The organism is Chryseobacterium endophyticum, from assembly GCF_056333165.1.
On the sequence record NZ_JBWGXE010000005.1, the window covers coordinates 1 to 23,184 of the forward strand.

18 protein-coding genes are annotated in these 23,184 nt (G+C 40.8%); 11 read left to right on the forward strand and 7 right to left on the reverse strand.

The genetic code is table 11. The features are described 5' to 3' along the window. The first annotated feature begins 549 nt into the window (after positions 1-549). Together AC0N32_RS12320 and AC0N32_RS12325 are read left to right on the forward strand one after the other, a co-directional pair. Positions 550-1,671: a vWA domain-containing protein gene (locus tag AC0N32_RS12320; RefSeq protein WP_476394166.1), complete on the forward strand. Its 1,122-nt coding sequence runs from the start codon at positions 550-552 to the stop codon at positions 1,669-1,671. A gap of 57 nt (positions 1,672-1,728) precedes the next feature. After that, the gene (locus AC0N32_RS12325; RefSeq protein WP_476394167.1) at positions 1,729-3,168 is read left to right on the forward strand and encodes a sigma 54-interacting transcriptional regulator; all 1,440 of its coding nucleotides are present in this window, start codon (positions 1,729-1,731) and stop codon (positions 3,166-3,168) included. Positions 3,169-3,424: 256 nt separating this feature from the next. Here the strand turns inward: AC0N32_RS12325 and AC0N32_RS12330 are convergent, their stop codons facing one another. Further along, positions 3,425-5,053: an acyl-CoA carboxylase subunit beta gene (locus AC0N32_RS12330; RefSeq protein ID WP_476394168.1), complete on the reverse strand. Its 1,629-nt coding sequence runs from the start codon at positions 5,051-5,053 to the stop codon at positions 3,425-3,427. Between the two features lie 619 nt (positions 5,054-5,672). Here AC0N32_RS12330 and AC0N32_RS12335 point away from each other — a divergent pair. From AC0N32_RS12335 to AC0N32_RS12350, 4 genes are all read left to right on the forward strand, one after another. Next, the gene (locus AC0N32_RS12335; RefSeq protein WP_476394169.1) at positions 5,673-6,551 is read left to right on the forward strand and encodes a DMT family transporter; all 879 of its coding nucleotides are present in this window, start codon (positions 5,673-5,675) and stop codon (positions 6,549-6,551) included. Positions 6,552-6,563: 12 nt separating this feature from the next. Next, on the forward strand, positions 6,564-7,646 hold the full coding sequence (locus tag AC0N32_RS12340) for a putative type IX sorting system protein PorV2 (RefSeq protein WP_476394170.1): 1,083 nt from the start codon (positions 6,564-6,566) through the stop codon (positions 7,644-7,646). A gap of 10 nt (positions 7,647-7,656) precedes the next feature. Further along, the gene (locus tag AC0N32_RS12345; RefSeq protein WP_476394171.1) at positions 7,657-8,412 is read left to right on the forward strand and encodes a hypothetical protein; all 756 of its coding nucleotides are present in this window, start codon (positions 7,657-7,659) and stop codon (positions 8,410-8,412) included. 76 nt (positions 8,413-8,488) lie between these two features. Next, complete coding sequence (locus AC0N32_RS12350; RefSeq protein WP_476394172.1) at positions 8,489-11,362, forward strand: T9SS type A sorting domain-containing protein; 2,874 nt, start codon at positions 8,489-8,491, stop codon at positions 11,360-11,362. Positions 11,363-11,481: 119 nt separating this feature from the next. Here the strand turns inward: AC0N32_RS12350 and AC0N32_RS12355 are convergent, their stop codons facing one another. The 3 genes from AC0N32_RS12355 to AC0N32_RS12365 form a co-directional block, all read right to left on the reverse strand. Next, positions 11,482-12,174 (reverse strand): hypothetical protein, encoded by a 693-nt coding sequence (locus AC0N32_RS12355; RefSeq protein ID WP_476394173.1) that lies wholly within the window; start codon positions 12,172-12,174, stop codon positions 11,482-11,484. A gap of 45 nt (positions 12,175-12,219) precedes the next feature. Beyond that, positions 12,220-14,013, reverse strand: a complete 1,794-nt coding sequence (uvrC, locus tag AC0N32_RS12360) for an excinuclease ABC subunit UvrC (RefSeq protein WP_476394174.1) — start codon at positions 14,011-14,013, stop codon at positions 12,220-12,222. A gap of 421 nt (positions 14,014-14,434) precedes the next feature. Next, on the reverse strand, positions 14,435-15,196 hold the full coding sequence (locus AC0N32_RS12365) for a hypothetical protein (RefSeq protein ID WP_476394175.1): 762 nt from the start codon (positions 15,194-15,196) through the stop codon (positions 14,435-14,437). Between the two features lie 131 nt (positions 15,197-15,327). On the opposite strand from AC0N32_RS12365, the gene hutH reads away from it, so the two are divergent. From hutH to AC0N32_RS12380, 3 genes are all read left to right on the forward strand, one after another. Then, complete coding sequence (hutH, locus tag AC0N32_RS12370; RefSeq protein ID WP_476394176.1) at positions 15,328-16,815, forward strand: histidine ammonia-lyase; 1,488 nt, start codon at positions 15,328-15,330, stop codon at positions 16,813-16,815. 109 nt (positions 16,816-16,924) lie between these two features. Continuing rightward, positions 16,925-17,371 carry a GNAT family N-acetyltransferase gene (locus AC0N32_RS12375; protein ID WP_476394177.1) on the forward strand — a complete coding sequence of 149 codons (447 nt, stop codon included), beginning with the start codon at positions 16,925-16,927 and terminating at the stop codon, positions 17,369-17,371. Positions 17,372-17,474: 103 nt separating this feature from the next. Continuing rightward, positions 17,475-18,971, forward strand: coding sequence for a S8 family peptidase (locus AC0N32_RS12380; protein ID WP_476394178.1), 1,497 nt, complete (start codon positions 17,475-17,477; stop codon positions 18,969-18,971). Positions 18,972-19,005: 34 nt separating this feature from the next. Here AC0N32_RS12380 and AC0N32_RS12385 read toward each other — a convergent pair whose 3' ends face one another. Then, positions 19,006-20,175: a carboxypeptidase-like regulatory domain-containing protein gene (locus AC0N32_RS12385; protein ID WP_476394179.1), complete on the reverse strand. Its 1,170-nt coding sequence runs from the start codon at positions 20,173-20,175 to the stop codon at positions 19,006-19,008. Between the two features lie 726 nt (positions 20,176-20,901). On the opposite strand from AC0N32_RS12385, the gene AC0N32_RS12390 reads away from it, so the two are divergent. Both AC0N32_RS12390 and AC0N32_RS12395 read left to right on the forward strand, forming a co-directional pair. Then, a complete protein-coding gene (locus AC0N32_RS12390; protein WP_476394180.1) occupies positions 20,902-21,174 on the forward strand; it encodes a hypothetical protein in 273 nt (90 codons plus the stop codon). 142 nt (positions 21,175-21,316) lie between these two features. After that, complete coding sequence (locus tag AC0N32_RS12395; RefSeq protein ID WP_476394181.1) at positions 21,317-21,589, forward strand: hypothetical protein; 273 nt, start codon at positions 21,317-21,319, stop codon at positions 21,587-21,589. Positions 21,590-21,648: 59 nt separating this feature from the next. Here AC0N32_RS12395 and ygiD read toward each other — a convergent pair whose 3' ends face one another. Beyond that, positions 21,649-22,476 carry a 4,5-DOPA-extradiol-dioxygenase gene (gene ygiD / locus AC0N32_RS12400; protein ID WP_476394182.1) on the reverse strand — a complete coding sequence of 276 codons (828 nt, stop codon included), beginning with the start codon at positions 22,474-22,476 and terminating at the stop codon, positions 21,649-21,651. Between the two features lie 101 nt (positions 22,477-22,577). Next, positions 22,578-23,090: a YceI family protein gene (locus AC0N32_RS12405; protein WP_476394183.1), complete on the reverse strand. Its 513-nt coding sequence runs from the start codon at positions 23,088-23,090 to the stop codon at positions 22,578-22,580. Positions 23,091-23,184 lie beyond the last annotated feature (94 nt).

The window sequence follows — 23,184 nt, forward strand, 5'->3', positions numbered from 1 at the left end:
CTGCTAACGCGGGAGAGTAGGTCGCCGCCAGTTTTTTTACAAACCTCATACAGCAATGTGTGAGGTTTTTTTATGTCTATACCCCAGAGAAAAGAGCCAAAGGGAAAAGGAAAAAGAGCCAGGGAAAAGGTAAAAAGAATTAAGTAAGAAGGAAAAAGAATCAAGTAGGAAAAGCACGGTTTAAGAAAGGACGAGAAAAACGATCTTGAATAAAAGGTTTAAAAATATCCAGTTTTATTTAAACAAGAACACCATTATTATCTCCCGGTTCTTTAATTTTGCCTACTGCCTACTGCCTACTGCCTACTGCCTACTGCCTACTGCCTATACGCTTGTCTGCCACCCTAGCCCCGATAGAAACGGATACCCCACAGCAGAAAAGGCAAAGGAAGGCTTTAAGCCAGGGCTAAGATCGGCGCGAGGAGTAAGAGTGGATACCGGGAAGCAGCTCCTGAAAAATTGCATTATTCTGTAATTATTCTTAATCATAAAAACTAAAATAGACGAAATCTTTCGGGCTATCGTAGATTTATATCGTAACTTTAGATTATGAAAGAGCATATTGTGAAAGGTTTTAGGTTTGAAACCTACAAAGCACCGGAATTATCCGTATTCGATCGGTTGTTGGAAATCTTCACGGATCTGTTGACGCACACTTCCGGGGATTTTGATGAAGCGATTGACTGGCTCAGAATGCTGGACGAGGAGTACCAGCTGACAACCCCTGAATATTCCATTGACGATTTTATTGAAGATCTTAAAAAGAAAGGCTACATCCGTGAGGAAATTGATCCTAACGGGAGTGGAAACGGAATTAAGCTGAGTTCAAAAATGGAGCAGAACATCCGAAAGCAGGCTCTTAATCAGATCTTCGGAAACCTGGGAAAAAGCGGAAACGGAAACCATAAGACTAAAAAGAGCGGAACCGGTGAAGATACGACCGGCGAATTCAGAAATTATAATTTCGGGGATCCTGTTGAGAAAATTTCCATCACGGAAAGTTTAAAAAATGCACAGATCAATAACGGGATCGGTGATTTTCATCTGACGGAAAATGACCTGATCGTGGAAGATAGTGTCCACCAGTCGCAGATGAGTACAGTGTTGATGATCGACATCAGCCACAGCATGATCCTGTACGGAGAAGACCGTATTACCCCTGCGAAGAAAGTAGCCATGGCGCTGGCTGAACTGATTATCACCCGTTACCCGAAGGATACCCTGGATATTATTGTTTTTGGGGATGATGCCTGGCCGGTCAAAATAAAGGAACTGCCTTATTTGCAGGTGGGGCCTTACCATACCAATACTGTTGCAGGACTTCAACTTGCGATGGATATTTTAAGGCGGAAAAGGAATACCAATAAACAGATCTTCATGATCACCGATGGGAAACCAAGCTGCGTACGCGAGCCCGATGGGACCTACTATATGAATTCTTACGGCCTGGACGATTATGTGGTGCAGAGATGCTACAATATGGCTGCGCAAGCCAGGAGGCTGCATATTCCGATCACCACCTTTATGATTGCCCAGGATCCTTATCTTCAGCATTTTGTAAGCGAATTTACGGAAGCCAATCAGGGAAAAGCATTTTATACAGGACTTAACGGACTTGGGCAAATGATATTCGAAGATTATGAAGCCAACCGTAAGAAAAAAATACGTTAATCGTTTACAATTGATATTCTAAACATCAATCAAATATTATAATTACATTTAAGTACAATGACTGCAAAGCCAGAGATAAAAACATTAGGCTCGTTAAAAGCATCAGGTTATCAGACCAAAAGCATTAAAGACGAGCTAAGAGAGAATTTAAGAAACAAAATAAAAAATAAAGAATCTGTATTTGAAGGAATTTTCGGATACGAAAATACAGTAATCCCTCAGCTGGAACAGGCTATCCTGAGCCGGCATAATATTAATTTATTAGGATTAAGAGGGCAGGCTAAAACCAGATTGGCAAGAATGATGACCTCGCTGCTGGATGAGTGGATTCCCTTTGTACAGGGAAGCGAAATTAATGACGATCCTTTGAACCCGATTTCGCGGTATGCAAAAGAACTGATAGAAACAGAAGGCGACAATACGCCGGTCGAATGGCTGCATCGTGATGAGCGGTTTTTCGAAAAGCTGGCAACACCGGATGTAACGGTAGCGGATCTTATCGGAGATGTCGATCCCATTAAAGCGGCTAATTTAAAGCTTTCGTATGCCGATGACAGAGTAATCCATTTCGGGATGATTCCAAGGGCAAACCGATCCATCTTTGTCATTAACGAATTGCCCGATCTTCAGGCAAGAATCCAGGTTTCGCTGTTTAATATCCTGCAGGAAGGCGATGTGCAGATTCGTGGATTTAAGGTAAGGATGCCACTGGATATCCAGTTTGTGTTTACGGCAAACCCGGAAGATTATACCAACCGGGGAAGCATTGTAACACCTTTGAAAGACCGGATCGGATCGCAAATCTTAACGCATTATCCTGAAAACATACATATTGCGAAAGAAATTACCCGCTATGAATCGAGTCTGGATAGCCGTCAGAAAAATGGAGTATATGTTCCTGATCTGGCGAAAGACCTTTTGGAACAGATCGGATTTGAAGCCCGGGAAAGTGAATATGTGGATGCCAAAAGCGGGGTAAGTGCCCGAATGAGCATTACCGCTTTTGAAAATTTACTGAGTACCGCAGAAAGAAGAGCTTTGCTGACGGGAGAAGAAACCACATCGGTTCGCCTAAGCGATTTCGTAGGCGTCATCCCTGCCATTACCGGAAAAGTGGAACTGGTGTATGAAGGTGAGCAGGAAGGTGCCGAAGCAGTAGCGCAAATGTTGCTTGATAATGCGGTAAAAACATTATTTATGACCTATTTTCCGAAAGTCGAGAAGCTGGAAAAAAAGAATGTGGATGGACCGTTCAGCCAGATTACGGACTGGTTTATGGAAGACGACGGATTCCTGGAAATCACCGATGAATCTTCGGATGAAGTGTATGCTAAAAATTTAAACAGGATCAGTCCGCTGGATAAAATCATCGAAAAGTACCAGCCTGATACAAAGCCGGAAGACATGCTGTTCCTGAAAGAATTTATCCTTTGGGGCCTGGCCGTCAATAAAAAACTGAATAAAGAAAGATTCAGAACGGGGGTGTTCTTTTCCTGATTCTATTTTTAGGAGCTATTTCCCGCTTTCTGCTATATCTTTTTTTTCCTTGCCTCTCCCACTTCAAAAAAAGGATGCCGCGGCAATCGGGGCTATGGTGGAAGACACGGCTTAAAAGGTAGTGGCGGATAGCAGTACAAGTAAATAAAAATATGTTCCCTGATAAAATAAAAAAGATGTGAAATTATTTCTTCACATCTTTTTTATTTTGTAATCAATTATCAATTATCAATTATCAATTATCAATTATCAATTATCAAACCTGTATCACTCCCAAATTAAATTTTTCAGTAATCGGTGAATGGTTCGCTGCTTCAATTCCCATAGAGATCCACTTTCTGGTGTCTACCGGATTGATGATGGCATCTGTCCAAAGCCTTGCCGCTGCATAGGTCGCTTCGGTCTGTTTCTGGTATTTTTTAGAAATGGTGTCTAAAATTTCGTTATGTTCTTCTTCCGTAATTTCCTTACCTTGTTTCTTCAGGGTGGATTCCTGGATCTGAGCCAAAACTTTTGCTGCCTGTGCGCCGCCCATTACCGCAAGATCTGCCCATGGCCACGCTACAATCAGCCTCGGATCATAGGCTTTTCCGCACATGGCGTAGTTTCCGGCTCCATAAGAGTTTCCTGTAATGATGGTAAATTTAGGAACTACGGAATTGGAAACGGCATTCACCATTTTTGCACCGTCTTTAATGATTCCCCCGTGCTCGGATTTGGAACCGACCATGAAACCGGTAACATCCTGTAAGAATACCAATGGAATTTTTCTCTGGTTGCAGTTGGCAATAAACCGGGTTGCTTTATCTGCAGAGTCTGAGTAAATTACACCTCCGAACTGCATTTCGCCTTTCCCGCTCTTTACCAGCTTTCTCTGGTTGGCCACAATTCCTACGGACCAGCCGTCAATCCTTGCCGTGGCGCAGATGATGCTTTTACCGTAATCAGGCTTATATTCCTCGTATTCCGAATGATCAACCAGGCATTTGATGATTTCATACGTGTCGTATTGTTCTGCCCTAGAAACCGGCACGATTCCGAAAATATTTTCCGGCTTTTCTTTCGGCTGGGCACTTTCAATTCTGTCGAAACCAGCTTTCTCGGTACTTCCGAGAGACTTCATAATATTTTTGATCCGGTTCAACGCATCCTTGTCGTCTTTTGCCTTATAATCGGTAACCCCGGAAATCGAGCAGTGTGTGGTTGCTCCGCCCAGCGTTTCATTGTCGATACTTTCTCCGATCGCCGCTTTTACAAGATAACTTCCCGCTAAAAAGATTGATCCTGTTCCTTCCACGATCATTGCTTCGTCGCTCATAATCGGAAGATAAGCCCCTCCGGCCACACAGCTGCCCATCACTGCGGAAATCTGGACAATTCCTGCCGCACTCATTTTGGCATTGTTCCTGAAAATCCTTCCGAACATTTCCTTATCCGGGAAAATTTCATCCTGCATTGGCAGGTAAACCCCGGCAGAATCTACCAGATAAATGATCGGAAGCCTGTTTTCCATGGCAATTTCCTGGGCCCTCAGGTTTTTCTTTCCGGTAATCGGGAACCATGCACCGGCTTTTACCGAAGCATCATTGGCAACAATGATACATTGTCTTCTTGAAACATAGCCCATTACTACGACAACACCGCCGCTTGGGCAGCCGCCATGCTCTTCGTACATTTCATAACCGGCAAAAGCACCGATCTCTATGGAATCTGAATCTTTGTCGAGAAGATATTCTACTCTCTCCCTGGCTGTCATTTTACCTTCTTCACGAAGCTTCTGAAGCCTCTTTTCACCACCCCCTTTTTTTATTTCTGAGAGCAGGCGATTGATTTCGGATAATTTTAATCTGTTCTGATCTTCTCTTTTGTTGAATTCAATGTCCATAAAAATTTCAATTTTTTCCCTTTAAAGATACTATTTTTTGGATGGAATAAAAGTTGATGTAAACAATTGTTTAATAAATTGGTTTTCAGAAATTTATGAAATTTTTAACAAAAAATATATTTTTTATGGTTCGTAAATTGCTAACTTTACCATAGAGAAAGTGAGAGTGATATCTCACCCTTCTCTAGTTCCTAGTTTATTTTTTTAATAGTTTATTATTTGAAGGCCCTGAAAGTTGAACAAATTTTCAGGGTTTTTTTTATATATCCATATAAATGCTTTCCGGAATGCTCTTGGAAATATCAGAATCCATGTATTGGAGGACTACATAAACCTAACGGATTTCAAAATTTTTCGGTAATCTTTAAGAGACAGTTTTAAATAATATCCAGTGCTATCATTTGCTGAATGAAATGCATTAGCGCCCGGAAAATATGCGGATAGAACGTAACCTATTATTAGCATCGTTAGCGTTAAAAACTTTTGTTGTTATTCCTAAAATTTTGCTAATAATACCCGTTAAACTTTCTCAAAAAAAACCATTGTTTTAATATAAATTTATTATGCTATTTGTAAAACCTATTTGTAAATTTGCAAAAATTGTATAAGAAGGTAGGATATGCATAAATTAGCTCTTTTCAGGTTGCATTTGATTGTGTTTTTATGGGGATTTACGGCAATTTTGGGAAAACTGATTCATGCGAATGCGGAAATCCTGGTTTTTTACAGGATGCTGTTTGCGGCCATCTGTCTGTTTGTATATATTCGTGTTTTCAGAAAAGACAGCATTAAGGTTTCGAAGAAAGTATTTTTTCAGTTAGCAGCCATCGGCCTTTCGATGGCGCTGCATTGGTACTGTTTCTTTCATTCGATTAAAATCTCCAACGTCTCGATTGCCCTGAGCTGCCTATCCCTGTCGACGCTGTTTGCTTCGATTCTGGAACCGGTTATCTTTAAAAGGAAGATTGATATTTCGGAAGTCATTATGGGCGTGGTGATCGTAGCCTGCATTTTATTGATCTTCAAAACGGAATTTCAGTATAAAGAGGGAATTTTCTACGGAGTACTCTGTGCCGTTTTCGGGACGATATTTTCGGTTTTCAACGGGAAGATGTTTGGGAAAACGAGCTCCGGAAACATTATTTTTTACGAAATATTCTCAGGATGGTTTATTTTGATGCTGTTTTATCTGTTCAGCGGACAGATTTTTGAGATCAATGAAATAAGTTACCGTGATCTTGCGTTAATAGGCTTACTGGCAAGTGTTTTCACGGCTTTCCCGATGCTGGAATCGGTGAACCTGATGAAATATATTTCGCCGTTTACGTTAATTTTAACAGTTAATTTAGAACCGGTCTACGGAATTATACTAGCTTTTTTTATCTTTGGAGAATCAGAACACATGAGTCCGGTTTTTTATATCGCTTCAGGAGTTATGATACTGGCAATCATTGTCAACGGATTGATAAAAGCTAAGAAACAAAAAACTTTAAATTAAGCATCAATTGATATGATGAAAAAATATCTTTTATTTGTGTTCGCCCTGGTTTTTGGGATGTCGCAATCCCAGATCATTAGGAAATACTCCAACGAATTCCTAAACATCGGAGCGGGTGCCCGGGGACTGGCCATGGGAGGAGCGGTAATCTCCAACCAGGATGACGTCTATTCTCCGATGTGGAACCCGGCGGGTTTGATGGGCGTGGAAAGAGACTGGCAGGGAGCTGCCATGCACGCCGAATATTTTGAGTCTATTGCAAAATACGATTACCTTGCTTATGCCAAAGTGCTGGAAACAGGCGTTTTCGGAGTTTCTGTTGTAAGATTGGGAGTCGATAACATCTTAAATACGACCCAATTGATCGATACCGAAGGAAATATTGATTACGATAAAATCACGAAATTCTCTCAGTCCGATTATGCGGCGATCCTTTCGTATGCTTTTAATCCTGGGGGAAATACCAAGCTGGATGTCGGGATCAACGCCAAAATCGTCTACCGGAACGTTGGGAAATTTGCCAACGGATACGGCTTTGGTTTCGATGTCGGAGCCATTTACAAACTGGACAACGGCTGGAAACTTGGAGGGATGTTAAGAGACGCTACGACTACGGTAAACTTCTGGAGTGTAAATCAGAAAGAACTTTCCACCGTTGTGAACGGTGAGGAATTCAACCCGGCCCCGAAAGACAAAATGGAGCTTACCATGCCTAAACTGAATGTAGGCGCCAGCAAAATGTTTGAAATCAACAGCAGTGTGTATGTATTGCCGGAAGCTGGGATCAATGTGGATTTTGCGAAAACGGCGGCTTTGGTTTCCACGGATTTCGCCAGTTTAACGCCTTACGCCGGAGCGGAACTCGGCTACCAGAAAATGATTTTTGTACGATTAGGGGTCAACAGATTCCAATCCATCACCGATATCGAAGATCTGAGAAGAAAAGTTTCTTTCCAGCCGAGCGCAGGGATCGGGATCCGTTACAGAGGGCTTACTTTAGACTATGCAATCACCAATTCAGGAATCGGCGGATCGAATTTCTATTCCAACTTTTTCTCCCTGAAACTGGATATGGGACAGTTCAGAAATGATTAAATTAAAAAAAATGAAAAAATTATCAATTGCTATACTGACAGCCTGTTCGATGCTGATTTTCGGACAAAAAGTTTCCGACTACAAATACATCTCTCTTCCGGCAAAATTTGAAACTTTTAAGGAAGATTTCGGACTGGCAGACCTTCTGACGAAAACTTTACGGTCTAAGAATTATACTGTAATTCCATCCGATAAATTACAATGGCCGACAGAAGCGAAGGCCAACCCTTGTGATGTGTTGATCGCTGATGTATTAAACGACAGCGGTTTCCTGAGAAATAAAGTAATGCTTCAGTTTAAAGACTGTAATGATAAAGTAATCTCCTCTGTAAAAGGTGCTTCAAGCATCAAGGAATATAAGGAAGGTTACCAGGACGCATTAAACAGGACGTTTGTATCTATTGCTACTGCCAATCCAGTTAATAATCATACGGTTACTAAGGAAAGCGTTAAGGAAGCAGTGATTCCGGCAGCTGAGTCAGCTGATCGTTCTTCTTCAACAATGGCCGATAACTCTGTCGTACGATTCAGCAATGGTAAAATTGATCTGCAGAAGGTTCAGATTGATAATGCTCAGTATATCTTAGTGAATTCAAGCAGTTCCTCACCGTTTGCCACCTTTACGACAACAACAAAAAATGATGTTTTCAGAGTAAAGCTTCAGAATGGAGAATCTACACTTGGCTATTATGAAAACGGAAATATCGTAATAGAAATTCCGAAGGGTGACGGAGCATATATTAAAGAGATATTTACAAAGAAATAATTAGAAATATAAAACAGAAATGTTTTACCCCTCCTCAAATGAAAGAATGAGTCAGGGATTACCAAAAAAAGGAACCATGAAAAAGATTTGTACGACTCTGTTAATCGCATTTGCTACATATTCATATGCTCAGATACTTAACACCCAACTGAATGAGATTCATTATGGAGCAGGAAGTTCTCCGTACAATTTAATAAGACTCAATGATCTCATTATTTTTGCAGCATCCCGAAATGCGGATGAAGGATTGGAACCCTGGGTTTATAATACCGCAACACAGAAGTCGACATTGCTGAAAGATATTTTTGCCGGACATAATAGCGGGATCCCTTCCAATTCCATATTTGTAAAGCTGAATAACAAAGTCTACTTTTTGGCACAGCAAAATTATTCAGAATATCAGATTTGGGAAACGAATGGAACGCCTGCAGGAACAGTAAAAAGGCAGGATATCAATTCCAATTATTCCATTAATGAGTTCGTCGTTGTAGGAAATAAAATTTTCTATTATCAGAACAGGGAACTCTGGGCATTCGATACAGTCTCGAATAACCTTTCTTTATTAAAAACATTCGAATATTCCGGGGATGTAAAATTATATCCCTACAATAATCAGTTGATCTTTGCGGCAAATGACGGAATTTCGGGCAAAGAAATATGGAAATCCGACGGTACCGTTGCCGGAACCTCTTTAGTAAAAGATATTGCGCCTAACAGCGGAAGCAGTATTTCAGATTTTAAAATGTTAACGCTAAACAATGGAAAGTTTTATTTCATGGCGAATACGGCGAACGGGTATGTGCTTTATGAAAGTGACGGAACTATGGCAGGCACAAATCCCCTGCTCCCAATGCAGAATACCCCTCAACTGGAAGGCGCTTCAGGAGGAGATTATTTTGTTTTTATGGGATTTAATGCTTCCGGAGGTTCTGAGCCATGGATCTCAGACGGAACCGTTGCAGGAACAAAAATTTTAAAAGATATTTATCCCGGAACGACCAGTTCTATGAGTATCAATCAGAAGTTTCTGAAACTGGGCAATAAAATTTACTTTGACAACAACACAAACGGAATAAGTCCGGGCTATGGCAATTACATTTGGGAAACAGACGGCACCGAAGCCGGAACCGTTTTATTTAATACACCTACCAATAATGTTTTATACCGCACAAGTTCGGATGAACAATATTTAATTCTTACAAAACCGAATGAATGGAACCGCTTTTGGATAACCAATGGAAATTCTGCCCAGACATTTGAAATGAGCACAATTGGCATGACAGCAGCCAACGGCGTTGTGGACTATAATTCAAAAGTTTATCTGGCTGGCAGTAGCTCTAAGAATGGGATGGAACTATATTCCCTGGATCCGTCTGCGCAATCCGCTGTCTTGGCATCGGATATCAGCAGATATGAAAGCAGTTCGCCTCATTCCTACGAATTGCTGAATAATGATCTGATTTTTATTGCGGCAGACCGAGAATCCAACAGCCAGTTTTACAAGAGAAATAAAACCACCCAGCAGATCACAAGATTTACCAATTTTACCTATGGATCTTTTGGCCAGGGAATGTATACGAATTTTAAAGATAGTCTTTTTAAAGTCGGAAACTTTCTCTACACTAAAAACAACACGCCCAATCCGGTGAGTGGATTCTACAGGACAGACGGAACTTCTGCAAATTCAGCTGTTATACCTACGGGAAATACCGTAATTTATGATAATTCATTCTACGTTAATCTTAATGACAATACCTTACTGTTTTCAGGATACAACAACGTATTAGGAACAGAACTTTGGAAAATTGATAACAATTCGGATACAGCGGTTCTTGTGAAAGATATTTCAACGGAAAGTATGGGAAGTATGTACAATACAGACTCGAAAACAACTGTGCTGAACGGATTTGCTTATTTTGTGGCCAAACAGGACGGTAAACTCGGCATCTGGAAATCGGACGGAACTGAAGCGAATACAACAAAAACAATTCAGGTTAATTTCCAGGATGGAACAGACGGAAATATTAAAGTGGTCGGAAGTTTAAATAACAAGCTATTTTATTCAACGAGGAAAGAAGGATTCTCAAATATCTCGAATACAGAGCTTTTTGCTTCCAATGGTGATTTGGCTTCTTCTGTTTTATTGAGATCTCACAGTGATTTATATGGTTCGGCAAATATTAATAGTGATACGGAAATCTTGAATAATAAATTGTTTTATGCCGTTACAGGATATCCGTCAGGACTGTATTTTACTGATGGAACGGTGGCCGGAACCACGCAAGTTTCACCGGTTAATTTTTTTGGTGATGTTAAATTTAAAAAATGTGGAAATCAATTGTTTTTCACCAATAACAATTCGACGGAATTGTTGAAAACTGATGGTACAACCGCAGGAACGGTGAGTTTAGGAGCCAATTTCTCTGCAATAAAAGATATGACTTGCGTTAATAATTATCTGTATTTCCTGAATGGAGATTCTCAAAAGGTGTGGAGATCTAATGGGATTTCAACAGGTACAGTTCCTTTGGATATTTTTATTACCAATGATGATAACCAGTTACTCGCCAATGAAAATATTCTCAAGATGGGTACGGATAATGAAAAATTATTCTTGACCATCTATACCAAGGAACATGGAAATGAATTGTATACAGTTACAGATCCGCTTCCTGTTTACTTAGTTGTGAATGATGCAGTGTCGGGTGCGAAGAATGTCAGCCCTGGCATTCAGGTATATCCAAACCCTGTTTCGGATGAGTTTGCGCTGAAAGTTAAGGACGATACTAAAATCGAAAGTCTTAAATTATTTGATGCGAGCGGTAAACTGGTTAAAAATATTTCAGACTTCAATGGAAAAGTCAATATATCAGAATTGACTTCAGGAATATATTTCTTAAAGACCAAAACGAATAAAGGAGAGTTTCTGAATAAAATTCTTAAAAAATAGCAAACAATTAAAGAGACTGTCACAAAAGGAAGTCTCTTTAATTACTAAATAATATTATCAATATTCATTAATTCTTAATGAATTATTTTAAGTCTAACTCAGTATTTTTCGAAACGGATCTATGGCAGGCTATTGATAAAAGTAACAAGCTTTATTAAGCTTTCTTCTTTATTAAACTTTACTTTATTGGATTTGAAAAAAGTATTCAGTTCATTCGTCTTATCAGGATATAGGGCAAGTACGTCTCCTTTATCCTTAATCTCACTAATCCTGCCTGTAGCAGTCTTCAGGTAGTAAATAAGGTTTACCATTTTAAAAGAAGCTTTTTCACCTGCTTTAGCAGAAGAATAAGCCGCAGGATTCCTGTTAAGAGCAGTTGTAGCACTGTTTTGCTGAATTATAGATCCTACTTTCTTAAGTAAAGAATTTTTTCCGTCTGCTAATAGCACAAAATATTTTGGCTCACTGTTTTTCTCAACATTTTCCAAAACAAGAGTGGTATTTGAATCCTTAAAAATTATTTTTGTATAAGGTTGTTCTTTTGCTAAAATATAGACTTGTCCGTCTTTTGAATATTCGACTTGATCTGCGTAGGTGTCGTATCTCATTGGTAATACTTCATTACAGCATGCAACTTTCGCCGTCGTAAAACCTTCGCTCAGGTAAGGTGATCCCTTGATTTCCGGATAATTTAAAAGTTCTGCTTTGGTGCTGGTCGTAGACAGCTCATATTTAGCACCTACACGTTCAAAAAACTGAGAATAATAAAAATTTATACTAATCAGTAAAATAAGAGAAATGGTTTTTTTCATTTTTTTTAAAATATAGGCTAAAATTAGTAAATATTTCAATATAAATCAAGGAGTATTGAAAAATTCCCAAACAATTTTCGCCTTGCTTTTCCCAATGATTTCCTCCAAGGTTTCCATGCTGGATTCTTTAATTCTTTTTACTGATTTCAACCGCGATAGAAGCAATTCGATCGTCTTTCCGCCCACGCCGGGGATTTCCTCAAGCTCAGATTTTATGGTATAATTCTTTCGTCTTGTCCGGTGATGTTTTACTCCGAATCTATGGGCCTCATCACGCACTCTTTGAAGGATCTTCAGGGTTTCGGATTTTTTATCGAGATATAAAGGAATAGAATCTTCGGGAAAAAAGATCTCTTCCAGTCTTTTGGCAATTCCCACAATGGTAATTTTCCCGTATAAACCGAGAAGACGTAAACTTTTTACCGCCGACGACAATTGCCCTTTTCCGCCATCGATCAGGATCAGCTGTGGGAGGCTTTCTCCTTCATCCAGCATCCTTTTATAACGTCGGTAGATCACTTCTTCCATGGTCGCGAAGTCGTTTGCTCCCTCTACCGTTTTCGGGTGAAAGATTCTGTAGTCGGCTTTACTCGGTTTGCCGTCTTTGAAGACAACACATGCGGAAACGGGATTGGTTCCCTGGATATTCGAGTTATCAAAACCTTCGATGTGGCGTGGTTCTACAGGCATCCTCAACAATTTCTGCATTTCGGCCATGATGCGGTTGGTATGTCTTTCAGGATCTACGATCTGCACCTGCTTCAGCTTTTCCAGGCGATATTCTTTTGCATTCTTTTCAGAAAGTTCTACGATACGCTTTTTGTCACCCACTTTAGGCACGATCAGCTTAACATTCGGAATTTCAATTGGCAGATGGAAGGGTAGCAGAACCTCTTTTGAATCGGAATCAAACTTCTGACGGATCTCAATTAAAGCCTGTTCCATGATTTCTTCATCAGTTTCCTCAAGGATTTTCTTGATTTCAGTAGTAAAACTCTGGATGATATTTCCATTCCTGATCTTGAAGAAGTTCACGTAAGCTGCCGTTTCGTCACTCGTCATTCCGAAAACATCCACATCATCGATACTTGGGTTTACAACGGTATTTTTTGCCTGGTAGTCTTCCAGGGCATCCAGCCTTTCCTTTACGATCTGTGCATTTTCAAACTTCAGGTTTTGCGCATATTTCATCATCTGGTTTACCAGGTACTCTTTTGCTTTCCGGAAATCCCCTTTAATGATACCGCGGATGGCATCAATCTTTTCATCATAATCTTGCTTGCTTTCAAGTCCTTCACATGGCCCTTCACAGTTTTTGATGTGATATTCCAGGCAGACCTTGTATTTTCCTTCTTCGATCTTGGCCGGAGCGAGGTTCAGGTTGCAGGTCCTGAGCTTGTAAATATGTTTAATGGTATCGAGCAGGATCTTTGCAGGACGCACTTTGGCGTACGGTCCGTAATATTCGGAGCCGTCTTTTATTTTGGTCCTCGTCAGGAATATTCTCGGGAAATCTTCATTTTTGATGCAGATCCACGGATAGGTCTTGTCGTCCTTCAGCATCACATTATAAAACGGCTGATGTTCCTTGATGAGATTATTTTCCAGCAGCAGGGCATCATACTCACTGTTGACGATCGTCGTTTCCAGGCGCTGGATTTTGCCCACCATGATCCGGGTTCTGTAGCCCGATAGATTTTTATTGAAATAAGAAAGGACTCTTTTCTTCAGATTTTTAGCCTTACCCACATAAAGTAGCTGGTCGTTTTTATCATAATAACGATAAACGCCCGGTTCAGATGGTAAAGTTTTCAGCTGTAATTCTAGAGAAGGATTCATATAACAAATTTAGCGAATTTAAAGCCATAAAAAAAAGCCGTTGCGCTACCACAGTTTCGGAAGTATCTCAGTGAGTTATGGGTTAAGAGGTTTCTTCATTTATTTAAATAAATGATACGTTTTAATCAGATTTTATTTAAATAAAACCTATTCGGATAAAAGATGAAAGATTTAAACTTAATGATGCTGGTGTAATGTGTTGATTTTCAATCGTTATTTTCTTTGCTGGAAAACGTTCCGACGTTTTAAACAAAACCTTTCGACGTTTTGGTGAAAACCTCCCGACGTTTTACTTAAAAGGTTTCGACGTTTTGGGTAAAAGATGCTTACGTTTTACCATAAACCTGCGCAGCATTCCGGAAATGTGCAGAAAAAATGCCGCCTTTGAAAAAGCAGCATTGTTTATATAAGTTCGGTTTGATTATCCGTTGGTCATCTGTGTATATTCATTGACCAGGAAGCTGAAGTAATCCCACTCCACCGATTTTTTAGGATATTTTTTCATGAATTCTGCGTTATCCCCAAAAAGAAAATCATAGTTGTCTTCAAAATCATCCTTATGCAACCAAAGCACTTTACCTCCTTTTTTTACATAGAACGATTTGATCACTCCACCGCCAAGCTGAGGACCATAACCAAATGAAACCCCTCCGGTTTCTTTCGCTCTGGGATCATGATAAACGGAAATAATATCGTCGAACCCAGGATTGATCACCTGCATCAGGAACTCCTGGTCATCTTTTTTGTTCTTTAACGAAACGGTCTGGTTTACAAAATAGATTCTGTCATTATTGGTGGTCTTCGTCAGTTTTCGGGTGCTGTAGTTTCTGATGTTGCCCATGTATTTGGCCACTTTTGCCATTTTCTCGGCATTGCTCGGGTAGATGTACATTTCTGCGATCTGGTCTGCTTCAAAAGTCTGGCTTTTTTTCGTGATGCTATCTTTAAGGGCAACCTCGAAGATCTGTCCTTTTTTCGTGTCGGTCTTACTGCAGAAACCTTTGTGGATGCTTCCGTCTTTTAGGATCACTGTGGATGTTTTCTTAGGAGATGGCGTATTGAACCCTTCGTTGAAAAGGTATTGTTCCATCTTTTTGATTTCTTCTTTGGTGTATTTTACTTTCTGTGCGAAAGAAGCGGTACTTGCCAGAGCCAGTGCAAGCATCAGCATTTTTAGTTTCATAAGGATATTAATTTTTTATTTCGGCGGTAAAAATAGGAAATTAATCCTCTTCTTTTCATAAAATCTTCAGTCCGGAAAATTAGTTTTCCCAATTATGGCTAAATGTGTAATTTTAAGACAAAATTTAGAGAATGATATACGGTGTAGATGTTTTGAGTTTCCATAATGTTTTGGAGATCTGTAAAACGCCTCATAAAGCTAAACTTAATAAAGCAGCGAAAGAGCAGATTTTAAAATCACAGAAGAATGTTCAGGAAATTGTAGAGTCAGACCGGTGTGTGTATGGAATCAACACGGGATTCGGGCCGCTGTGCGATACCAAGATTTCGGCAGACGAAACGGCGCTGCTGCAGTATAACCTGATCATTTCACACGCAGTAGGGGTAGGAAAACCTATCGATAAAGAACTTTCAAAGATCATGATGATTGCTAAAGTTCATGCGCTTTCGAAAGGATTCTCAGGGGTTTCCCTGGAAGTGATCGAGAGAATGATCCTGATGCTGGAAAAAGATATTATTCCGGTGGTTCCCGAGCAGGGATCCGTAGGGGCTTCCGGCGATTTGGCACCCCTTGCGCATCTGGTACTGCCTCTTTTAGGATTGGGTAAAGTATGGGTTGGAAATGAAATGTTCAATACGTCTGAAATATTAGATAAAAATGACCTTTTACCTCTGTCTTTAGGACCAAAAGAAGGGTTGGGACTGATCAACGGGACACAATTCATTCTTTCCCACGCCATCAAAGGCCTGGAGAAATTTGAATACTTACTTGATCTTGCAGACATGACGGCCGCCATGAGCCTTGAAGCATACAGAGGCTCGGCAAGTCCGTTCAGGAAAGAGCTGCATGACATCAGGCCTTTCGAGGGAAGCAAAAAAGTAGCGGCAAGGATGCTGAAGTTTTTAAAAGGCTCGGAAAACCTGCAGGCCCATGAAGATTGCGAAAGGGTGCAGGATCCGTATTCGATGCGATGTGTTCCGCAGGTCCACGGGGCCAGCAGAAATGCATTCGAACATCTTAAGATGATGGCCGAAACAGAACTGAATTCCGTAACCGACAATCCTATCGTATTAAGCGCTGAAGAATCGATTTCAGGAGGAAATTTCCATGGTCAGCTGATGGCTCTACCATTGGATTATGCAACTTTAGCGGCGGCTGAGCTCGGTAATATTTCAGACCGAAGAAGCTATTTATTATTGGAAGGAAAATACGGACTGCCAAGATTATTAACGGAAAGCTCAGGATTAAATTCAGGCTTTATGATTCCTCAATATACTTCAGCGGCATTGGTGACGGAGAATAAGACGCTGTGTTTCCCGGCTTCGGCAGATTCGATCCCGACGAGTTTAGGGCAGGAAGATCACGTTTCCATGGGAAGTATCTCAGGAAGAAAGTTCAATCAGGTGCTTGGGAATTTAGTAAATATTTTAGCCGTGGAATTGATGTTTGCCGCACAGGGATTAGAGTTCAGAAGACCTTCCAAATGTTCAAAGATCATTGAAGAAAACTTTGCCATACTCCGCTCAAAAGTGGCTAAGCTGGAAGACGACCGCCTCATCGGAGAAGATATGCTGGCCATCGCAGAACTGATTAACGAAAGAAAATTTGTAGTAAATTAATCTAAACAGATATCAAAAGGCTTCCAGAAATGAAAGCCTTTTTTATTCGCAGATTTCTGCAACACAGTCCGGTGTTTTTATATAGAAGTATAAAATTAATTTGATAAAAATGAAGATAAACAGAACAGATTCTTCCGATAGAGATTTTCAGGAACTCGTAAAATTCTTAGATGCAGATCTGGCTGTTCGCAACGGCGAAAAGCAGGCTTTCTTTAATCAGTTTAATAAACTTGATTCCATTAAAAACTGCATTGTAGTTTATATGGATGACGTTCCGGCGGCGTGTGGAGCATTCAAGAAATTTGATGACAGGACGGTAGAGATCAAAAGGATGTATACCCACCCGGATTTCAGGAAAAGAGGTTTGGCCACCGTTATTGTAAAAGAACTCGAAGCCTGGGCAAAAGAATTAAACTACACAAAAGCAGTGCTTGAAACATCCCTGAAGCAAAACGAAGCGGTGGCGGTATATGAGAAAATCGGCTATACCAGAATTCCGAATTACGGGCAGTACATCGGTGTTGAGACCAGTGTCTGCTACACAAAACCTCTGTAGTCCTATTGCAGGCATAATAAAAAATGTTTTGATTTTTTTATTTAATGTTCTGTACTTCAATGTAAAGTGATATCTTGGTTTTACCAATCAAATAGTATTTAACATGAAGAAAAATGTATTTTATTTATTCATGCTGTTCTTTGTTTTTACGGCATGCAACAGGGACGATCTGCAGAATTCGGCGGCAAACATGGAAGTCGTTCAGAAAGATCCTTTAACGGCAAAGCAGATTAATGAGAAAATCAATGAAACGATCAGGACCAAAGGAAGGTTCTCATGGAAAGAGTCATCCGATCATTTTGTGTGGAGCGCTATTTTCCGGGGAAATAAAATTGCTTCCATCGGTTTCGGTTCTTCTTTCGACAGAAGCCTGACTCCCGACAGCAAATCCGTTGAAGAGGAGATTATGAAAGTAATCGAACAGTATGAAGGAAAAAGCAGCAGGCTCCTTCTTTCATCCGATCAGTACCTCAACCAGATGGATGTCACGATCGAAAAGCAGGAAACGGTCATCGCTTTACGCAAAATGAAAAGCATCCGCTACGTAGAGCCCGCAGATTACCGGTATTTTGAAAATGAAAAGCAATTCGGCAATGCATCGAAATCCGGTAGTTCGTCATCAGGCTGCGGCTTCGAATCTACGGCTTTAAGCACGGCAGATTATACGACGGTTACACCCAATGCAAAGGCGCCGTGGTCTTTTACCAAACATAATATTATCAATGCGTGGAGCTACAGTACCGGAGCAGGCGTCACCATCGGAGTCATCGACAGCGGCGTTTCTCCGGAGCAGTCTTTACTGGGATCTTCTTTTAACAACGGTCTTTCTTCCGGCAGGAGCATCAGTAAACATGGAGTGTATGTAGATTCGATATGGCCATGGAGCTCAGGGTACGACGGTCCTGCAGATCAATGCGGTCACGGCACCAGCATGGCTTCGGCGGTGGCAGCTCCCAGAAATAATTTGGGACAACCGGTCGGCGTCGCTTACAATGCCAGTCTCGTAACCTACAGAGCGGCTTCCAATGTTGTGCTGGATGGCTACCATGAGCAGAACGGCGTAAAGATCGCGTTTACCGAACTGGCAAATAACAATAGCGTAAAGATCATTTCTATGTCGATGGGGCATATCTTCTCCGTAGGAAAAATTGAAGACGGCGTAAAGTATGCTTATTCAAAAGGGAAACTGATCTTCTGTGCGGGCGGAACTTCAACCAGTTTCACCAATTTCGTAGGCGTGATCTTCCCGGCGTGGATGCCAGAGACGCAGGCGATAACCGGTGTAAAAGAAAATACATCCAATCAGAAGTGTGAGGTCTGCCATTCCGGGGCCGAGATTGATTTTACCTACCAGATGGAGCGGGCTTCAGGGAACAGTATTCCGGTCTTAAGCTATTACAACGGGCAAACCGATTACGTGGGCGGCTCTTCTGTAGCCACTGCTTCCACAGCAGGAATAGCCGCTTTGGTATGGGCTAAGAATCCTTCATGGACGAGAGATCAGGTACTCAATAAAATGAGACAGTCTGCCACCTATTATCCGACTCCGAATTCAAGCTACGGCTATGGAAATATCAATGTCCTGCAGGCTGTGCAGTAAACATTAAAACAATTAAAGACGGTAATACGATATCTTAATCTCCCAGCTGATAATCCAGGGGAAGCATATTTTCAATCTTGTTTTTTGTAAATTCTCCTTCGGTGATCAGGAGATCCGGATTTGAAATATTACCGTCTTTTGATACTTCAAACGTTTCGCCTTCGGGATAAAGAAATGAAGTCTGCACTACGGGGATATTACTTTTAACAACATCTTTTCCTTTAAGCTCATAATCGAATTTCTTATAATTCACCTGCAATATATCTTTAAAGGAAAAAACAACTTCATGGTTATCTCTTTTTACATACTCGGAATCCGGGATCAATGTTTTCACGATCGCCAGGGAATATGGGCTTTCACTGCTTTTCCTTGCGGCAATATCGCGGATGTTTTCAGGAAGGTTGGCCACCTTTGCGTTGGTCATCATGCTTCTGTAATCGCTCAGTGTTTTCAGTTCTTCTTCCGATGGATATTTGGGATTGGGCATCTTTACAACATGATTTACGATAAATTTATCCTCAGCCACCGTATTGCTGTATACGCTTCTGAAAAAGTGAAGCATGCTTCCGTCGTAGGCATTCATCCTGTTGAGCCTGGTTTTGCTGGTGTTTTTTGTTTCTTTAAAAAGGCTTGTTCCTGAGCAGTTGACAATTTTGGTATTAAAATCTGCAGAGTAATTCACCAGGTTATATTCAATTTCGTAGCCGAGGTTTTTGTTTTCAATAATGAGTGTTTTGGGTGCTTTTACTTTCAGGATCTTTGTTTTTTTATCAAAGGAAAACTTTAGGGTGCGCTGGTTTTTAATTTTCACATTTTGCTTGTCGAAGCCGATAAAACTATCCAGGAAATAATTGATGTAATTAGTATAAGCCTCTTCGGTATACGGTACAATCCGTACTTCTTCTATGTCATTGCTTTTAAGAAGTACCACTTTCAGGGTTTTATTGATAACCCCGGAAACCGGCGTTACAAAAGTTTCATAATCTTCTTTTCTGAAAATAACATTTCCCAAATTTTTCCCGGCAACATTTAAGGCGAAGGTTCCGTCTTCGGCGGAGGTCGTTCCCGTTTTGGTTCCGTCGATATAGATATTCACATTGGCGATTCGTATGCCGGCGTCATTCACAACAGTTCCTTTAATCATCTGGGCAAATGCAAGACAAAAAGGAAATAACAGGAGCAGTAGTACGATTGTTTTTTTCATGGTAAACAATATTACTAAATTTTTAGTGATAAAAGGCAGATGCTGTACCAAAAAGTCGCAAAAGAGACAAGATCAAGGTAAGTAGACTGAGAACAGAGATAAGTAGAGCATTACCGAGGTAAGTAAGATGATACTCAAGGTAAGTAGAGCAGTACCAAAGGTAAGTAGAGCGTTACCATAGTGAAGTAGACTGTTACCAAAGGTAAGTAAAGCATTACCAGATGTAAGTAGAGCGTTACCCAAGTGAAGTAGATTGTTACCCAAGTGAAGTAGACCGTTACCCAAGTGAAGTAGACTGTTACCAAAGTGAAGTAAACCGTTACCCGAGTGAAGTAGAGCGTTACCATAGTGAAGTAGACTGTTACCAAAGGTAAGTAGAGCGTTACCAGAGGTAAGTAAAGCAATACTCAAGGTAAATAGGCCAAGTACATTGATTTAAGAATTGCTTAAAATCTGAGTTGTTAAGCTAAAGAACCTGAACAGGCTCTAAGTAATTATACGTATTCCGAAAAATGAGTAAATGTACTCTACAGAATATCTGTGATCTGAAGTAGCTTTGTCATGTTATCACAACCATATATTTTTAATCATGAGGGGCTTATAACAAAGAATAATATAGGTGTCATGAGAAAAAAATATAAAAAACTAAAACCGTGGAGACCAGAAACCATTGAAAAACGGGGCGTATCCGAAAGGCCATAAGAGTAGGAAACAAAAATATTAATCATGACAGAACAAGAACAAGCATTAGTAGGAGGGTGGACAAGATTCCACGCGTTAACTCCGGAAGACCAGAAAGTATTTGACGAAGCCATGCAAGGATTCGTAGGGGTAAAATATACTCCCCTTGAAGTCTCGACACAATTGGTAAACGGAACCAACTACCGTTTTAAATGTGACGCATCTATGCCACCGAGAGAAGTGATCTGGCAGGCAGTCGTAGAGATTTACCAGCCTATCGATGGTAACCCACACGTTGTGGCCATCACAAGAATCTAATACTTTGTACTCATCCGGTATGGATGTATTGGAACTTAATTATTTCACAATATCAAAAACTAAAACTGTGGAGACCAGAAACCATTGAAAAAACGGGGCGTATCCGAAAGGCCATAAGAGTAGGAAACAAAAAATATTAATCATGACAGAACAACAAGAAGCACTAGTAGGAGGGTGGACAGCTTTTCACCCATTAACTCCTGAAGACCGTAAAGTATTTGACGAAGCCATGCAGGGATTCCTTGGGGTAAAATATACTCCCCTTGAAGTATCGACACAAGTAGTAAACGGAACCAACTACCGTTTCAGATGTGATGCTTCCGTACCACCGGCAGATGTGGTTTGGCAGGCAATTGTGGAAATCTATCAGCCAACTCAGGGTAAACCACACGTTGTTGCGATCACAAGAATCTAACAATTTTACGCATATCTTAAGTCGGGAGATTTTTATCTTCCGATTTTTTTTGTGAAATTTTATCCGATCCTTACACTGGTCATGCTCAGTGAACCGCCGATCAGTTCATCATTGAACAAAGACAATTCGTCCGACTGGTTTTTCAGCCCGAGGGTATAAATCAGCGGCAGGTAATGATCGGGGCTCGGTACGGCATACTGAAGTGCAATTCCCTGATCCTGATATTGAATGATATTGTTGAAATTGCCATCCAGCAGCCAGTGGTTGGTTTTCTCGCGTGCTTCCACGGCCCAGTCCCACCCGGCTCCGACGGTGTTAATGTTCCTCCAGTCGATAAGCCGCAGGTTATGAACAATATTTCCGCTGCCGATAATCAGAATTCCTTTTTCCCTGAGCTTATGTAGTTTTTTAGCCAGCTCAAAATGATATTGGGCAGGTTGGGTATAATCGATGCTCATCTGGATCACCGGGATGTCTGCATTCGGATACATATGCTTAATCACAGACCAGGCACCGTGATCCAGTCCCCAGCTATGGTCTTCCTCTACCATGACGGGAGCCAGCAGGGCGGCCGTTTCTTCAGCAAGTTCCGGAGATCCTGGCGCAGGATATTGTACATCAAATAACGCCTGCGGAAAACCTCCGAAATCATGGATGGTCCGGGGCATTTTCATGGCGGTTACCCTGGTTCCCCGGGTAAACCAGTGGGCAGAGACACAAAGTATGGCATTAGGGGTGGGGATTTCCGCCGCCGCTTTCCGGAATCCCTGTACAAACTGGTTTTCCTCGATAGCGTTCATCGGAGATCCGTGTCCGAGAAATAAGACAGGCATCTTTTCGGTATTGCTGAAAAGATCACTGATGTTTTGAAGATCGTTGAGGTTCATTTTTATCTCTTGTTCATTATTAAAAAAGGTTCAAGACTTTTGATCCCTGAACCTTTTATGTTTTAATTTATTTTGTTGAATTAAAAACTCTGCTGAATAAATTAAGCTTGTTTTACAAACTGTAATTCACCGGCGATTTTTACTTCTTCGCTTACCATAACACCACCCGCTTCAAGAGCTGCGTTCCAGTTTAATCCGAAATCTTTTCTGTTGATTTTTCCTTCGAAAGAGAAACCTGCTTTTGTGTTACCCCATGGGTCTACATTGATTCCGTTGAAATCTACATCCAATGTTACAGGCTTGGTAATCCCGTTGATGGTAAGATTTCCGGTTACTTCGTTGTTCAGTGCAGAAGATTCGAAAGTAATGGTCGGGTTGGCTTCAACATTGAAGAATTCTGCAGACTTCAGGTGATTGTCTCTGTCTGTATTGTGTGTAGAGACAGAATCGGTCTGAATGGTAGCGGTTGTTCTTGCATTGGCGAAAGTATCGTCATCAGCATCGATTTCTGCGGTGAAGTTGGTGAAGTTTCCTTTAATGTTGGAAATCATCATGTGTTTTACTTTAAAAGTAAGTTCACTATGCGCTGGGTCTAAAGTCCATTTTGTTGCCATTGTATTTATATTTTTTGGTTGTTATTAATGATGCAAATTTATAGCAGGGGATACGTTCAATTCATTGACGTAGGATAAGAAATGATTTTGGTGT

What these genes read in the sequence shown, in the direction of transcription:
- AC0N32_RS12335 (WP_476394169.1), top strand. Translation starts at nt 5,673, where the DNA reads ATGCATAAATTAGCTCTTTTCAGGTTGCATTTGATTGTGTTTTTATGG.
- AC0N32_RS12340 (WP_476394170.1), top strand. Translation starts at nt 6,564, where the DNA reads ATGATGAAAAAATATCTTTTATTTGTGTTCGCCCTGGTTTTTGGGATG.
- AC0N32_RS12325 (WP_476394167.1), top strand. Translation starts at nt 1,729, where the DNA reads ATGACTGCAAAGCCAGAGATAAAAACATTAGGCTCGTTAAAAGCATCA.
- ygiD (WP_476394182.1), bottom strand. Translation starts at nt 22,476, where the DNA reads ATGAACCTCAACGATCTTCAAAACATCAGTGATCTTTTCAGCAATACC.
- AC0N32_RS12375 (WP_476394177.1), top strand. Translation starts at nt 16,925, where the DNA reads ATGAAGATAAACAGAACAGATTCTTCCGATAGAGATTTTCAGGAACTC.
- AC0N32_RS12380 (WP_476394178.1), top strand. Translation starts at nt 17,475, where the DNA reads ATGAAGAAAAATGTATTTTATTTATTCATGCTGTTCTTTGTTTTTACG.
- AC0N32_RS12365 (WP_476394175.1), bottom strand. Translation starts at nt 15,196, where the DNA reads ATGAAACTAAAAATGCTGATGCTTGCACTGGCTCTGGCAAGTACCGCT.
- AC0N32_RS12405 (WP_476394183.1), bottom strand. Translation starts at nt 23,090, where the DNA reads ATGGCAACAAAATGGACTTTAGACCCAGCGCATAGTGAACTTACTTTT.
- hutH (WP_476394176.1), top strand. Translation starts at nt 15,328, where the DNA reads ATGATATACGGTGTAGATGTTTTGAGTTTCCATAATGTTTTGGAGATC.
- AC0N32_RS12350 (WP_476394172.1), top strand. Translation starts at nt 8,489, where the DNA reads ATGAAAAAGATTTGTACGACTCTGTTAATCGCATTTGCTACATATTCA.
- AC0N32_RS12385 (WP_476394179.1), bottom strand. Translation starts at nt 20,175, where the DNA reads ATGAAAAAAACAATCGTACTACTGCTCCTGTTATTTCCTTTTTGTCTT.
- AC0N32_RS12395 (WP_476394181.1), top strand. Translation starts at nt 21,317, where the DNA reads ATGACAGAACAACAAGAAGCACTAGTAGGAGGGTGGACAGCTTTTCAC.
- AC0N32_RS12330 (WP_476394168.1), bottom strand. Translation starts at nt 5,053, where the DNA reads ATGGACATTGAATTCAACAAAAGAGAAGATCAGAACAGATTAAAATTA.
- AC0N32_RS12320 (WP_476394166.1), top strand. Translation starts at nt 550, where the DNA reads ATGAAAGAGCATATTGTGAAAGGTTTTAGGTTTGAAACCTACAAAGCA.
- AC0N32_RS12390 (WP_476394180.1), top strand. Translation starts at nt 20,902, where the DNA reads ATGACAGAACAAGAACAAGCATTAGTAGGAGGGTGGACAAGATTCCAC.
- AC0N32_RS12345 (WP_476394171.1), top strand. Translation starts at nt 7,657, where the DNA reads ATGAAAAAATTATCAATTGCTATACTGACAGCCTGTTCGATGCTGATT.
- uvrC (WP_476394174.1), bottom strand. Translation starts at nt 14,013, where the DNA reads ATGAATCCTTCTCTAGAATTACAGCTGAAAACTTTACCATCTGAACCG.
- AC0N32_RS12355 (WP_476394173.1), bottom strand. Translation starts at nt 12,174, where the DNA reads ATGAAAAAAACCATTTCTCTTATTTTACTGATTAGTATAAATTTTTAT.